At 60.2% G+C, this 13,277-nt stretch carries 14 protein-coding genes; 7 read left to right on the top strand and 7 right to left on the bottom strand.

Annotated features, from left to right (window positions below; genetic code table 11):
• Nucleotides 1–88 precede the first annotated feature (88 nt).
• From ACFQI8_RS14130 to ACFQI8_RS14115, 4 genes are all read right to left on the bottom strand, one after another.
• Complete coding sequence (locus tag ACFQI8_RS14130; RefSeq protein WP_390245845.1) at nucleotides 89–1,207, bottom strand: succinylglutamate desuccinylase/aspartoacylase family protein; 1,119 nt, start codon at nucleotides 1,205–1,207, stop codon at nucleotides 89–91.
• A 10-nt stretch (nucleotides 1,208–1,217) separates the two neighbouring features.
• Nucleotides 1,218–2,324, bottom strand: a complete 1,107-nt coding sequence (locus ACFQI8_RS14125; protein WP_390245844.1) for a saccharopine dehydrogenase family protein — start codon at nucleotides 2,322–2,324, stop codon at nucleotides 1,218–1,220.
• Entirely contained in the window at nucleotides 2,321–4,270 is a 1,950-nt protein-coding gene (locus tag ACFQI8_RS14120) for a copper-translocating P-type ATPase (protein ID WP_390245842.1), read from the bottom strand. The genes ACFQI8_RS14125 and ACFQI8_RS14120 overlap by 4 nt, the downstream gene beginning before the upstream one ends.
• Before the next feature lie 425 nt (nucleotides 4,271–4,695).
• Nucleotides 4,696–4,893 carry a heavy-metal-associated domain-containing protein gene (locus ACFQI8_RS14115; protein WP_390245840.1) on the bottom strand — a complete coding sequence of 66 codons (198 nt, stop codon included), beginning with the start codon at nucleotides 4,891–4,893 and terminating at the stop codon, nucleotides 4,696–4,698.
• A gap of 132 nt (nucleotides 4,894–5,025) precedes the next feature.
• On the opposite strand from ACFQI8_RS14115, the gene ACFQI8_RS14110 reads away from it, so the two are divergent.
• From ACFQI8_RS14110 to ACFQI8_RS14095, 5 genes are all read left to right on the top strand, one after another.
• A complete protein-coding gene (locus tag ACFQI8_RS14110) occupies nucleotides 5,026–5,625 on the top strand; it encodes an AsnC family transcriptional regulator (protein WP_390245838.1) in 600 nt (199 codons plus the stop codon).
• Nucleotides 5,626–5,734: 109 nt separating this feature from the next.
• On the top strand, nucleotides 5,735–8,341 hold the full coding sequence (locus ACFQI8_RS14105; protein WP_390245836.1) for a heavy metal translocating P-type ATPase: 2,607 nt from the start codon (nucleotides 5,735–5,737) through the stop codon (nucleotides 8,339–8,341).
• Nucleotides 8,342–8,359: 18 nt separating this feature from the next.
• The gene (locus ACFQI8_RS19500; RefSeq protein ID WP_465261716.1) at nucleotides 8,360–8,584 is read left to right on the top strand and encodes a DUF7123 family protein; all 225 of its coding nucleotides are present in this window, start codon (nucleotides 8,360–8,362) and stop codon (nucleotides 8,582–8,584) included.
• A complete protein-coding gene (locus tag ACFQI8_RS14100) occupies nucleotides 8,581–9,582 on the top strand; it encodes a DUF63 family protein (protein WP_390245834.1) in 1,002 nt (333 codons plus the stop codon). The genes ACFQI8_RS19500 and ACFQI8_RS14100 overlap by 4 nt, the downstream gene beginning before the upstream one ends.
• Before the next feature lie 2 nt (nucleotides 9,583–9,584).
• A complete protein-coding gene (locus ACFQI8_RS14095; RefSeq protein ID WP_390245832.1) occupies nucleotides 9,585–10,037 on the top strand; it encodes a hypothetical protein in 453 nt (150 codons plus the stop codon).
• A 197-nt stretch (nucleotides 10,038–10,234) separates the two neighbouring features.
• Here the strand turns inward: ACFQI8_RS14095 and ACFQI8_RS14090 are convergent, their stop codons facing one another.
• A complete protein-coding gene (locus tag ACFQI8_RS14090) occupies nucleotides 10,235–10,969 on the bottom strand; it encodes a S16 family serine protease (protein ID WP_390245830.1) in 735 nt (244 codons plus the stop codon).
• Nucleotides 10,970–11,163: 194 nt separating this feature from the next.
• On the opposite strand from ACFQI8_RS14090, the gene ACFQI8_RS14085 reads away from it, so the two are divergent.
• Complete coding sequence (locus ACFQI8_RS14085) at nucleotides 11,164–11,646, top strand: hypothetical protein (protein WP_390245828.1); 483 nt, start codon at nucleotides 11,164–11,166, stop codon at nucleotides 11,644–11,646.
• On the opposite strand, the gene ACFQI8_RS14080 is transcribed toward ACFQI8_RS14085, so the two are convergent.
• Both ACFQI8_RS14080 and ACFQI8_RS14075 read right to left on the bottom strand, forming a co-directional pair.
• Nucleotides 11,639–12,064, bottom strand: coding sequence for a hypothetical protein (locus ACFQI8_RS14080; RefSeq protein WP_390245826.1), 426 nt, complete (start codon nucleotides 12,062–12,064; stop codon nucleotides 11,639–11,641). The genes ACFQI8_RS14085 and ACFQI8_RS14080 overlap by 8 nt on opposite strands.
• Nucleotides 12,065–12,133: 69 nt before the next feature.
• Nucleotides 12,134–12,808, bottom strand: a complete 675-nt coding sequence (locus ACFQI8_RS14075; protein ID WP_390245824.1) for a plastocyanin/azurin family copper-binding protein — start codon at nucleotides 12,806–12,808, stop codon at nucleotides 12,134–12,136.
• 116 nt (nucleotides 12,809–12,924) lie between these two features.
• Between ACFQI8_RS14075 and ACFQI8_RS14070 the strand changes: the two genes are divergently transcribed.
• Nucleotides 12,925–13,275, top strand: coding sequence for an ArsR/SmtB family transcription factor (locus ACFQI8_RS14070; protein WP_390245822.1), 351 nt, complete (start codon nucleotides 12,925–12,927; stop codon nucleotides 13,273–13,275).
• The last annotated feature ends 2 nt before the right edge of the window (nucleotides 13,276–13,277 follow it).

The raw sequence follows: 13,277 nt of genomic DNA, 5'->3' as shown, positions 1-13,277 counted from the left end.
ACGACCGAATTCGTGGGGCAGTCGGTATACCTCTCCACCGTTGGTTGCGAGGAAAAATCGGATGGGGCGGCCCGTTCAACTGTTCTTCTCAGCCGATGTCGTGGACTTCTCCTGTGTGCTCTGCGTCCGTATCGAGTCCGTGTTCCGTGTACCATCTGGGCTCAGGCCACTGGAACCCGCCCTCGCGGTAGATGTCGAACACGCCCTGCTCGATATCGTCTCGAATTATTTCTGCGGTCGGCTCGTCGATGCTCACGAAGTGACAGAGTGGATGGCCGGGATACGCGACTGCACTCTCGAGGACGCCGACGATGAGACCAGTGGACGGGGCACGAATGACTTCGATGTCGTCCTTGAAATGGTCTGAAATCGTGAACAACGGGTCACCGTCTTCGACGAGCGGGTGCAGTCTCCATTCCATCTCGACGAGGCCACCGGTCTCGGCACGTAACCACGTCTTCTCGCCGTCCCGAGCAACCACGCGCGTCCAGCCGGGCCAAGAAACAGGCCGGTCGGGAAGCACCTCGTATTCTGCGAGGACGCTCGCAACGCAGTGGAGTGCTCGGTCGAGATGTGCCGTCTGGAACCGATGTGCTCGCCCCATCTCTACCGTGACGGTCGGGATGCCGTCCCTGCAAGCAGTCCGCCTGAGTGTTCCGATTGAGCCCTCACCGTCAAGGATGACACTCGTGCCGAACGCCCTGGCGAGTCGTTCGACGGCCGGGTCGCGCATATCGGCGCGGACGTGGTACATCGTCGTACGGTTGCGCGTCGACGTGTGGAAGTCGAGCCCCAGATCGCACTTCGAGATGAACTCCTCGTAGATCGTGTTCGCGAGCCGTTTGGCCATCGTAGTTCGGGCGTTGCCTGGGAACGACCGATTGAGGTCCTCGTCGTAGATTGGGATGTAGCGCTGCTGGGCGAGAAACCCCGGCACGTTCAACACGTGGAGGCAGACGAGTGCCCCGTGAAGGTCTGCGGGCTCGTAGTGATCTGCGACCTCCTGAATGATTTTGACACCGTTGAGTTCGTCACCGTGGACAGCAGCGGTCAGAAAGACGCACGGCCCTGGCGACGTGCCGTTGATGACCGTGACTGGAATTTCGAGCTCATCATCGTGATACGTCTCGCTACAGGCGAAGCGGAACGTTTGCTTCTCTCCCGCATCGATTGTCCGTCCACCGACGGAAACGTGTTGTGTCGTCATTGGTGGCTCTTCATGGTAGTAGGGTGACCGGCTCGCTCGTCTCCCGGACCTGTTCGCTGTTCGTGAGACGATACCCATGTTCTCGCAAGACATCGAGAACCGGAGCGGGTTCGAGAACCTCGTGGACGTGGTGGACCCCATCAGGGACCGTCATATCTCGGGTAGCTAACGACACGGTTGCCGCCACGATGCCAGTCACTCGACTTTGTTCTCGTCCGTCGACTGCCGTCGTCAGCGTCTTCGCGGTCGAATGCTGCTGTCCGTCGACCTCGACCGTCACGGCGAAGCCGTCCCCGCCAACCGAGAGTGTCGAGACGAGTTCCGTCAGTCGGTCGAGCCCAATCGCCTCGACGGCTGGACGGTACAACCCGAGCTGCGAGAGCCCATAGGCAGCCGAGGTGATGGCTCGGGAGTCGAAGCACAGGTACGTTCTGGCTGGCACGTCGAGCGTTCGGTGGAGAACGTGCTGATCCGCGAAGTCGAAGCTGTAGGCCCGCCGGCGGCCATACCGAGGAAACTCAACCGACTCTGGATTCGAAAAGCCACGGACGGATTCGGAGTGTCCCGCTCTGGGGACTGCGAACTCCCGACCAATTCGCTCAAGCGTCCATCGACTTGCCGCGGGACCGAACGCTTCCCCGAGGCCGAGGAGCACACCAATCCGGATCTCTGAGACCGTCGACAGCTGGTCAGCCATGCGTTTCGCGAGCAGGTTCGTGACGCCTGGTGCGAGTCCGACGCTCAGGATCGCTGTCGCACCGTGGTCTCGCGCGACATCGTCGAGTTGTTCGACCGTGCGGAAGAACTCGTCCGAGGCTGTGATGTCGATATAATCGATTCCTCGTTCCAGACACGCCTCGACGAACGCCGTCCCCGACTGATCCACGCACATTACGACTTGGTCAAGACCTTCGAGGACACGAGCGTACGAATCTGTCTCTTGGAAGTCGAACGCGACACCAGAGACGTGGTCTCCGAACTCACTAGCGACGGCGTTCGCTTTGATCCCGTCGCGACCAGCAATGATCACTGCGCTCGGATCGTCAGGCGCAGTGGCCAGTTCTTCCGCTATCGTGCGACCGACCGATCCGTAGCCTCCGACGATCAGCGTCGTCATGGCGAGAGATCGACTCCCCGGAGTCGGCGGGCATTGATCGCGACGATGATGGTCGATAGCGACATGAACACGGCCCCGATGGCCGGTGACAGGAGAATCCCGATGGGTGCGAGGATTCCCGCAGCGAGTGGCAGCGCGAACACGTTATAGCCGGTCGCCCAGACGAGGTTCTCCTGCATCTTCCGGTAGCTCGCCTTCGAGAGCTTGATGAGACGGACCACGTCGAGAGGGTTGTTGTCGACGAGGATGATGTCGCCCGACTCGATGGCCACGTCGGTCCCGGAGCCGATGGCGATGCCCACGTCAGCCCTGGTGAGTGCTGGCGCGTCGTTGACGCCGTCGCCGACCATCGCGACCAGTTTCCCCTCGGACTGGAGCTGTTCGACTTTCGTGTCCTTCTCCTCGGGCAGAACCTCTGCGAAGTACTGGTCTATGCCGAGTTCTTCAGAGACGGCCTTCGCGACGTCTTCGCTGTCGCCGGTCAACATCGCCACCTCGATGCCCATCCCGTGCAGTGCCTCGATGGCCTGCCTGCTCTCTTCGCGGATGACGTCCGCCAGCGCGAACGCCGCGACGACCTCAGATTCGCCGTGAATAAGGTAGATAACCGTCTGTGCGTTCGATCCGGCTTCCTCGGCGAAGGCGGTGATGTCGTCGGATCGCTCGATGCCGAGTTTCTCGATCAGGTTTGGGCCTCCAAGATGAACTGTCTCGCCCTCGACGGTGGCTCTGACGCCGAGCCCGCGGAGGTTCTCGAAGTTCGAGACCCGCGCTCGTTGGACATTACGTTCGGCGGCGGCGTTCCGGATGGCGCGAGCGATCATGTGTTCGGAATCGCCTTCGACGCCCGCAGCGACCTCGAACGCCCGCTGTTCGTCCCAGTCGCCTGCCGTCTCGACGCCCACGACGCCCTGCTCGCCCTTCGTGAGCGTCCCGGTCTTATCGAATATCACCGTATCGAGATTTCGGGCCTCCTCCATGGCGATGCGGTCGCGGATGAGCATTCCGTTCTGTGCAGCCGTGGAGGTGTTGATCGCGACCACGAGCGGGACGGCCAGGCCGAGGGCGTGCGGGCAGGCGATAACGAGGACCGTCACGACGCGTTCGAGCACGCCGATGTTGAACCCAACCGCGACGACCCACGCGACGGCCGTAATCGCCGCGACGCCGAGTGCCACGTAGAACAGCCAGCCGGCCGCGCGGTCGGCCAGCAGTTGCGTCCGTGATTTGGACTTCTGGGCCTCGTCGACGAGTCGCATGATGCCTGCCAGCGTCGTCTCGTCACCGGTCTTCGTGACGCGAACGCGGAGACTGCCGTCCTGGTTGACCGTGCCAGCGACGACTTCCGACCCGGGTTCCTTGTCGACAGAACGAGACTCGCCGGTGATCATCGATTCGTCGACTGAGGACTCTCCTTCGACGACTTCCCCATCCGCAGGTACACTCGCACCCGGACGAACGAGAACGACGTCGTCCTCGCCGAGTTCGGAAACAGGAACCTCTTCCGTGTCTCCACTCTCGGTGACGCGCTCGGCGATGTCGGGCATGAGCTTCGCCAGCTCGTCGAGCGCCCCGGACGCCTGCCGGACCGACCGCATCTCCATCCAGTGGCCCAGCAGCATGATGTCGATCAACGTGACGAGTTCCCAGAAAAAGGGCGTCGTCCCCGGGAGGAACAGGCTCGCAATCGAGTAGACGAACGCGACGGTGATGGCCAGCGAAATAAGCATCATCATCCCCGGCTCACGCTTCTCGAGTTCCGTCCGGGCCATCGAGAGGAACGGCACGCCACCGTACGCGAAGACGACTACCGAAAGAACGGGCGTGATCCAGACGCTCCCGGGGAACGTCGGCGCTGTGTAGCCGAAGACGTTCTGGATAAACTCGCTGAAGAAGATAACTGGCACCGAGAGAACGAGCGACACCCAAAACCGTCGGCGGAACATCTGTTCGTGTCCCGTATGGTCTGTGTGTGCCGTGTGGTCTTCATGTCCGCCTTCGTGGGCGTGTGTCTCGTGATTTGGTTTGTCGGGCGGACGGTGAGGGTCTTCTCCTTCGGGGTGTTGATTGTGCCCGTGCTCTGAATGGTGGGAATGTTCACCCGTGGGAGAGTCGTGAGAGTTCGCTGCACCGTGGTCGTGGTGCGAGTTGTCCTCGGTTTGAGACTCGCCTGCTGGGGCGTGTATCGGATTATTGTCTTCGTCGTCCGGTGAGTCGTCGTGGTTTGGATGCTCGTTCATTGGGTTTGTTAACTTTTGTCACATCACTCCTGAATCCACCTAGTCCCCGACATTCGACGTGATGGACTGGGGAGGAGGAACTCGAGAGTGTGGACGAGTCGTCTTTTCGTTCAATTCAACTACCGATTGGTTCAGGCGTGAGCGGTGTACCCTGCGTCTTTGACCGCCTGGACGAGCGCGTCGACGTCAGTGTCACCATCGATACTCGCTTCGTTAGCGTCGCGGTCAGCAGTCGCACCGGTCACTCCGGCCACGCCAGTGAGAGCTTCTTCGACGGTCTGTTCGCAGTGTTCACAGCTCATCCCTTCGACGGTGATAGTTGTCGACATGTAGTTGTATATTTGTTCGCTACTCTTATGCAAATTTCCCCTTCGATTCAAATCTGTAGGTGTGTGAAAATCTTTGAAACAAAAGTAAAATTGGCTAGTTGGTTTTAGTGGTTTGATCACGTAGGTTAAACCATGCGCGACTTGGACGAGACGGATCTTCAAATCCTCCAGTTATTGATGTCGAATGCCCGTCGCCCCTACAGCGATCTCGCGGACGTCGTGGGCCTCTCGGCACCGGCCGTGTCGGACCGCGTAGCAAGGCTCCAAGAGATGGGAATCATCAGGCGATTCACGCTTGATATCGATCGGTCTCAACTCCGAAAGGGGATTCCAGTGTTGATTACGCTAGACATCGCCTCTGCAGGACCAGATATCTCGTCGATTAAAGAGAAACTCATCGACGAGGGCGCGGTCGAACACGTGTTCACCACGGCCGAAGCCAACCTGGTCGTCTATGCGAGAGTCCCCGACAACGATATCGCTAGCTGGCTTACTGATACTCTTGACGAAGAATCGATAGACGACTTTGGGGTGATGCTCTTGGCAGCCGCTGACTGGTCACCTGATTTAGGCGGGACGGAGTTTGCCCTCGCCTGTGCGCAGTGTGGGAATACAGTCGATAGCGAGGGAACGGCGACCCGCATCGACGGAGAGTTGTACCAGTTCTGTTGTCCATCGTGTGAGTCCCGATTTACGGAGAAATACGAACAGCTGAAACAGGGCGCTGATTGAGGGAGAAGACACATCACAAAATCGCTTTGTATTCGAAACTTTCGTGCCGCGAATGCAGAATACTCGAAAGGGAAAATCGATTGAGTAAGGGGTACGTATGACTATCCACATGAGTCAGCGGAAAAGCCACATCGATATTCAGGGGATGAGTTGCGCAAACTGTTCACAAACTATCTCCGATGCTGTCGGTTCGCTCGGCGGTGTCTCGGAGGCGAGCATCAACTTCGCGACCGACGAGGGGAGCGTCGAGTACGACCCCAACGAAGTCTCGCTGGGGGAAATATACGCCGTGATCGAAGAGGCGGGGTATTCGCCAGTGATCGACTCGGTGACGATAGCCATCACCGATATGTCGTGCGCAAACTGCTCAGAAACAGTGCAGGATATGCTCGAACGAGCCCCCGGAGTCGTCTCGGTGGACGTCAATTTCGCCACCGACGAGGCGCAGGTCACGTTCAACCCTGCTGAAGCGAGCCTCGGGGACTTCTACGACGCCATCGAAGACGCTGGTTACTCACCCGTCCGTGAAGAGAGCGAAAGCGAAGATGGATCGGGAGGTGATGCCCGGGAAGCCGCCCGAAAAGCTGAGATCCGGCGTCAACTGCGGTTGACGCTGTTCGGCGCAGCGCTGTCGGCACCGTTGCTGTTCTTCCTCGTCGAGAAATTTCTGCTCGGTGGCGACGTCCTTCCGGAAACGATTCTCGGGATCGAGTTTGGCTGGGTTGAGTTCCTACTGGCGACGCCCGTACAGCTGGTGCTCGGGTGGCCGTTCTACAAGAACTCCTACAAGGCGCTCGTGAAGAACGGACGCGCCAACATGGACGTGCTGATAGCGCTGGGTTCGACTACTGCGTACGTCTACTCTGTGGCCGTCCTGCTCGGCCTGATTGCCGGTGGGCTGTATTTCGACACGGCGGCGCTCATCCTCGTGTTCATCACCCTTGGGAACTACCTCGAAGCCCGTTCGAAGGGGCAGGCCGGTGAGGCGCTCCGGAAACTCCTCGAGATGGAAGCCGAGACGGCCACTATCGTCGACGAGGACGGGGACGAGCAAGAGATCCCGCTCGAAGATGTCGAAGTCGGTGACCGTATGAAGGTTCGGCCCGGCAAGCAGATTCCGACGGACGGCGTCGTGGTCGATGGCCAGTCCGCGGTCGACGAGTCGATGGTCACCGGCGAGTCCGTTCCCGTCGAGAAGAGCGAAGGCGACGAGGTCGTCGGGTCGACCATCAACGAAAACGGCGTCCTCTTTGTCGAGGCGACGAAGGTCGGGAAGGACACCGCCCTCCAGCAGATCGTCCAGACAGTCAAGGAAGCCCAGTCGCGCCAGCCCGACATCCAGAACCTCGCCGACCGCATCTCGGCGTACTTCGTGCCCGCGGTCATCGCGAACGCCGTCCTCTGGGGAGTCGTCTGGTACCTGTTCCCCGAGGTACTTGCTGGTCTCGTCGACGCGCTTCCGTTTTGGAGCCTCGTTGCTGGCGGTCCCGTCGCCGCCGGCGGCGTATCAGTCTTCGAGTTTTCCATTATCGTCTTCGCGTCGTCGGTGCTCATCGCCTGTCCCTGTGCATTGGGGCTGGCGACGCCCGCGGCCACGATGGTTGGAACGACTATCGGCGCACAGAACGGCGTCCTGTTCAAAGGCGGTGATATCCTCGAACGAGCGAAGGACGTGGACACGGTCGTCTTCGACAAGACCGGAACGCTGACGAAGGGAGAGATGGAGCTAACCGATGTCGTCGTTTTCGACGGTGACGGACAGCCGATCACAGACGGCGGCGACACCGCTGCCGACGGCGGTCAACTAACCGCACGTGACCGTCTCAGTGAGGACGATGTGTTGCGGCTCGCAGCCACGGCCGAGATCGGGAGCGAACACCCGCTTGCTCGCGCTATCGTCGACGGGGCCAGAGAGCGGGGTATCGATGTGACCGACCCGGACAACTTCGAGAACGTCCCCGGTCACGGTATCAAAGCGACCATCGGTGACAGTGAGGTGCTGGTCGGGAATCGGAAGCTGCTCCGGGACAACGGGATCGACCCGTCGCCCGCCCAGTCGACGATGGAGCGCCTAGAGAACGAGGGGAAGACAGCGATGCTTGTCGCCTACGAGGACGAACTCGTGGGTGTGGTCGCCGATGCCGATACGATCAAAGAGAGCGCGAAGGACGCCGTGCGCCAACTGCAGGAACGCGGCGTCGACGTGATGATGATCACCGGCGACAACGAACGCACCGCCCGCGCCGTCGCAGAACAGGTCGGTATCGCCCCCGAGAACGTCCGCGCGGAGGTCCTCCCGGAAGACAAGTCCGACGCGGTCGAGGCCATTCAGGACGAAGGACGCAAGGCGATGATGGTGGGAGACGGTGTCAACGACGCACCCGCGCTCGCTGTCGCGTACGTCGGGACTGCAATCGGCTCGGGCACCGACGTTGCGATTGAAGCGGCGGACGTGACGCTGATGCGCGACGACCCGCTTGACGTGGTGAAGGCCATTCGCATCTCGGACGCGACGCTCGCGAAGATCAAACAGAACCTCGTCTGGGCGCTTGGGTACAACACGGCGATGATCCCGCTGGCGTCGCTCGGATTGCTCCAACCGGTGCTCGCTGCTGGCGCGATGGCGTTCTCCAGCGTGTCGGTGCTGTCGAACAGTCTGCTGTTCCGCCGGTACACCCCTGACCACGACTACAAGCTCCTCGGCCGCCTCCGCTGAACCTCACCCGCTCGACAGATGTCCAATATTTCCCGCCAAACGGTGCACGCGTATCTCGTCAAGACGGCAAGCTCCGAGCCGACGTACCTCCGTGCTCGCGAGATAGCCACTGATTTAGACGCATCACCGAAAGCTGTCGCACAGTATCTCAGTCAACTCCAAGACGACCTCGTCGACGTATCGCTCGAACAGTGGAGTCGCTCGAAGAGCACCACATGGCGACTGGAGGTGAACGAGTCGTGAGCACCGTCAGCAGACGTATAGAAACCGCACTCCCCGACACCGGCACGCGTGAGTGGTGGCTGCTGTATCTCTTCGCCCCAATCGTGCTCGTCGGTTTGGCGATTCTCGCGTTTCCGACGCTCGTCTACGACCAATTCATCTGGCAGTATCTGTGGGGCCCAGTTGTTGCCGACGCCGCTGGACAACCAGCCACACACGAAGGAATACAAGCTGTCCGCGGGTACAACGCAGTGAACACGGTGACGTACCTTGCGGCCGTCGTGTACGGTCTCCCCGGCCTCCGGGCATACCTCGACTCACTGGATGTCTCGTTTGATGCCCGACTCGCGTACGGATTCGCGCCAATCATCGTCGCCGGTGGGGCGATGCGCGCCCTCGAGGACGTCGGCCTACTCGGCGACTACGCGGTGTGGTTCATCACGCCGTCAATCTACTTCGTCGTCACCGCCGTCACCGTCCTCGCGCTCGGTATCGGCGCCCTCGCGCGTGACCGGAATATCGGTTCCATTCCGTCGACAGTCGGAGTTGTCGGGGGTGTCTGGGCTATCGGAGCCGTCGGGTGGGCGTTCTGGCACGGGCTCTCAACGTCGGCTCCTCTCCGCCTGTGGGTGCCGGTCGCGACGGCGGGGATTGCCCTCAGCGTGACCGCGTTCTATTACTGGGGGACGGGCTTCGTCGACGTCGCACATCTCCGTCACCCGCTGTTCCTGTTGGCCGTCTTCGGGCAGCTGTGGGATGCGACGCAGAATATCATCGGCGTCACGTTCCTCGGCTATTCCCCGAAGCTGGTCGTGACGAATCTCGTGTACCAGGCGACCGGATTCTCGGGGTCGACGTTCGTCCTCAAACTCTTCGTGACTGGCGGTATAGTGTGGTACCTCGCAGACGCGAAAGCCGAAATGAATCACACTTGGTGGTGGCTCATGACGTTCTTTATCGGGGCGATCGGACTGCCGATGGGCGTTCGTGGGTCGCTTCGGATGATGCTCGGAGTTTGACAATGGATACGATGAACACAACTGCTACGACACGACAGTACGGCGCGGCAATCGCACTCGTTTCGGGAGTGTACTCGCTGGTCTCAGCGACTGGTGGTACCGGGATGATGGGGTCGAACAGCGGCCTGCTCATGGCGCTCTTAGGCGTGATAGTCGTAGTTCACGGTGTCGTCTTGCTGACGCCCTATGCGAACCGGCTTGGGAAGGCAAGTGGCCCCTTGATGATCGGGTATTCGATCGTGATGTTGCTCAACCAGGCGCTGGTTGGGGTTACCGGCAGCGCTAACTGGGGGATGGGTATGGGGTCCGGAATGGATGGCGGAATGACCGGTGGCATGGGATCGACGATGACCGCCGGTATGGGGTGGGATCTCGGTATGGTCGCACTCGCGGTGCTGATGCTGATTAGCGGTGTCATCATGACGAACCACTCTGGTTCGGAAACGAGGATGTAACCCGCCCATCGGGTGTATGGTGAGATCTGCCATACGGTCGGTATCCCGTCGAACTCGAACTCACGTATCGCGTCGAAGAAATCGATTTCGACCATACTATGAGATACAGCGACCCAGTCTTTGAAGCATAACCGTGCAGCAATCCCAAGAGCTGGGCAACGCACGCACTTGACGTAGTCAATCGTGGGATATTTCGGTCACAGAATCCGATCGAGTGCTTCTGAGATTGAGCGCGCTCTGATGATTCGGAGTCCCTGAACAGCCACCTCCGTCGGTTCGCCCGCCGGAATGATCAGCGCCTGTGCATCGGCAGCTCGTGCTGCACGGGCTTTCGTCTCGGTCTCCCCAACGGGAAGCAACGCTCCCTCGTCGTCGACGATTCCCGTGATGAGCGTCTCCTGTGAGAGTGACCGCTGACGGAGGCTGGCGACGAGTGCGACCGTGAGTCCGGCTTCCCAGCTCTTCCCACGGAGTGCAAGCACACCAGTCCCGGAGGATTCGAACGTGACGTGCGTCGCCGTGTTGGTGAGCGAAGCCCCGGTAAGACGTGTGGCCGTCTCCCTCGCCTCTCGGAGCGCGAGTTGGAGGTCGTGACGGACTTCAATCCCATTCAAATTCACAAACAACTCGCCCTTCCCGTCGGTGAACTCGAATGTCACTGGAATCACGAGGCCGCTATCGGAGCCGTCGACTGCTGGGAGATAGTACCGTGTTGTTGCGGGAAGCGTGGCCCCACCAGCGAGCGTCGCCAGCGACTGAAATCCCTCCCCTGCTCGCGTGAGACCGAATACCGCCCCAGCACCCCCCACGCCCCCCAGACCGAGGCCGACAAGAAACGCCCGGCGTGACAGAATCGTCTCTTCAATCCGGCTGATTATGTCGTCCTCAGTATCGGCCGGTCGAGAAGCAGGAGCGGATTCTTCGGGTGACATAGCAATATTTTGAATGGTTGCGGTTGAACTTCGTGTTATGGGGTAACATGGGACTGCATAATATAGACTCTTCGCAGAACCGGCTTCGAACGGGTACACCTATTTTGGCCGCTCTCCCACGTATTATACGTCCGTCGTCAGTCATGCCACCACGGTATCGGTCACTGGGCGAACTCGTTGTCGTAAGTAGCGCCGTGACCGGTATCGGTGTGTGGTGCGCCTACCAGTTCGAACTCGCCCTGCTCCAGGTAACGACTGTCGCCACGTGGACGCTTCTGGTAGGGCTCGTTGAGGAGGCGTTCGTCCGGTTCATCCCGCTGATACTCGTTTTCTATGGATGGAGCTTCTGGCAAGGCCAGCTCCTCTCGAAAACCGAGGGGTTACTCGCGACTGCGGCCTCCGGTCTGACTGTCGCGCTTCTCGAACTCGTACTCAAGCTCGAATATCTGGCGCGTCTGGAGGCGGCTGTCCGGTTCGATTCGCTCGTGCTCCCGCTGGTGTTCGTCCACCTGCCGTTCGCGTTACTCGCCGGGCGGTTCGCGTACGCGCTCGGCGAGCGGATTCACGGCACCGACGATATTGGGCTGCCGTCGCTCTCCCGGCGAACGCTGGCGGCGCTCGTGCTCGGGTATCTCGCACTTTCGCTCGCCCACGTCGGATACAATCTGCTCATTTGAGAGCCGCTCGAACAGAGGGAAGTACTGAAAGACCGATGATCACCACGCCCTGGACGAGGTGGGGATACTGCAGTCGTTTCCCAAACCCGATGACGGCTCCTTCGACGAGGACCCAGACGACGAGCACGACGCCGACGGCGATAGCTGCCAGCCACGCCCAGCCCGCGCCCCGGTAGAGACCCCACACGACGACCAACGGGAACACGCCAAGAATACTGAACAGAATCAGACCGGGAACTAGATAGCTCTCGAACGGCGAGCCGACCAGAAGCGCCGGCGAAATGCCGATAAGACGCCCCGAGGGAGCGAGGATGAATTGTCCGCCGCCAGCAATCCCCGACACCCCAAGCACACCAATCGTCGCAATGAGAGCCCAGAGCGCGAGTGGTCGTTCTTTGCTCTCCGTGAAGGTCCCCATCTGTCGACGCTCTCCTTTCTGACGAGAGGTGCTCGCACGATATAAACGCTGTGTGGTTCAGTAGCTGCCTTATTCGTGGTCGTCGTCGAGCGCCGTCCGGATCATCCCGTTCAGCTCTTCGAGCTTCTCGCGGACGCGCTCGGGCTTGTCGGCCGGCGGCTCTTCGAGTGCGACCTGCTCGTGGGGGTCCGGCTCGCCCACGATGACGCTGCCGATCATCCCGAGGCTCTCGTGCGGAATGCAGTAGTAGTGATAGACTCCCTCGGTCTCGAAGGTGTGTTCGAACGTGGCGCCACCCTCCGAAAGGATGCCGCTGTCCCAGGACGCTGCGCCGTCGGGGACGAGCTGTGGCTGGTCGTTGTCTGGGTGGTATGCTGTCGTCGAGTGACTGCCGCTCTCGTTGACGAACGTCACGGTACCACCGACGTTGACGCGCACGACGTGCGGCTCGAAGTGGAAGCCGTCGTCGGCGTTCACCATCGCCACTTCAGCAGTGTCGGCAGGCGCGCCGACAGCATCGTCGTGGTCGTCCTCCCCGTCGTCGTGGCCGTCTCCTTCTGTCTCAGCTTCACTCTCGTCGTGCTGATCTTCGGTGGATGAGTCAGACGCTGGCTCGTCCGCCGGGGTGTTGTTCGCTCCCGAATCGTTCGTCGGAGCACCAGTACATCCTGCGAGTCCAACGACCGCCGCACCGCCGGTCAACTGGAGCATCCGTCGGCGCGTGAACAGTGAATCGTTCGTCATGACATCGGTCACCTTACAGATAAACCTACACACCGGAGGTATATAGACCGGAAAGCAGATTTGCTGGGTCAGCAAATCGGCGTTTCTTTATATACCCTTCCACAACAACACGGACTGTGAGTGAGGAGCGAGACATCTCGGGGATCCTCGAAATCCTTGACGACGACTATGCACGCGCAATCCTCGAGGCGACTCGCCGAAAACAGATGTCTGCCAAGGAACTCAGCGAAGTGTGCGATATGTCAGTCTCGACGGTTTCCAGGCGAGTCAATACGTTACTGGAGTACGACCTGCTTATCGAGCGAACGCACATTGATACGGACGGTCACCACTACAGCGAATACGAAGCCCAACTCGACCGTGTTGAGGTACAGCTCCTCGAGTCGGGATTCGACGTCCGTATCGAACTTCGAGAAGACGCTGCCGACCGCTTTACGCGCATTTGGGATACTATGAGGAACGAATAATT

This window comes from Haloferax chudinovii (genome assembly GCF_042663345.1).
GTDB lineage: Archaea > Halobacteriota > Halobacteria > Halobacteriales > Haloferacaceae > Haloferax > Haloferax chudinovii.
The sequence above is the reverse complement of the archived record's forward strand: the minus strand, read 5'-3'. Positions and strand labels throughout refer to the sequence as shown.

Excerpts from the sequence above, each read along its gene's own strand:
- ACFQI8_RS14130 (WP_390245845.1), bottom strand. The coding sequence starts at position 1,207 with ATGACGACACAACACGTTTCCGTCGGTGGACGGACAATCGATGCGGGA.
- ACFQI8_RS14125 (WP_390245844.1), bottom strand. The coding sequence starts at position 2,324 with ATGACGACGCTGATCGTCGGAGGCTACGGATCGGTCGGTCGCACGATA.
- ACFQI8_RS14120 (WP_390245842.1), bottom strand. The coding sequence starts at position 4,270 with ATGTTCCGCCGACGGTTTTGGGTGTCGCTCGTTCTCTCGGTGCCAGTT.
- ACFQI8_RS14115 (WP_390245840.1), bottom strand. The coding sequence starts at position 4,893 with ATGTCGACAACTATCACCGTCGAAGGGATGAGCTGTGAACACTGCGAA.
- ACFQI8_RS14110 (WP_390245838.1), top strand. The coding sequence starts at position 5,026 with ATGCGCGACTTGGACGAGACGGATCTTCAAATCCTCCAGTTATTGATG.
- ACFQI8_RS14105 (WP_390245836.1), top strand. The coding sequence starts at position 5,735 with ATGAGTCAGCGGAAAAGCCACATCGATATTCAGGGGATGAGTTGCGCA.
- ACFQI8_RS19500 (WP_465261716.1), top strand. The coding sequence starts at position 8,360 with ATGTCCAATATTTCCCGCCAAACGGTGCACGCGTATCTCGTCAAGACG.
- ACFQI8_RS14095 (WP_390245832.1), top strand. The coding sequence starts at position 9,585 with ATGGATACGATGAACACAACTGCTACGACACGACAGTACGGCGCGGCA.
- ACFQI8_RS14090 (WP_390245830.1), bottom strand. The coding sequence starts at position 10,969 with ATGTCACCCGAAGAATCCGCTCCTGCTTCTCGACCGGCCGATACTGAG.
- ACFQI8_RS14080 (WP_390245826.1), bottom strand. The coding sequence starts at position 12,064 with ATGGGGACCTTCACGGAGAGCAAAGAACGACCACTCGCGCTCTGGGCT.
- ACFQI8_RS14075 (WP_390245824.1), bottom strand. The coding sequence starts at position 12,808 with ATGACGAACGATTCACTGTTCACGCGCCGACGGATGCTCCAGTTGACC.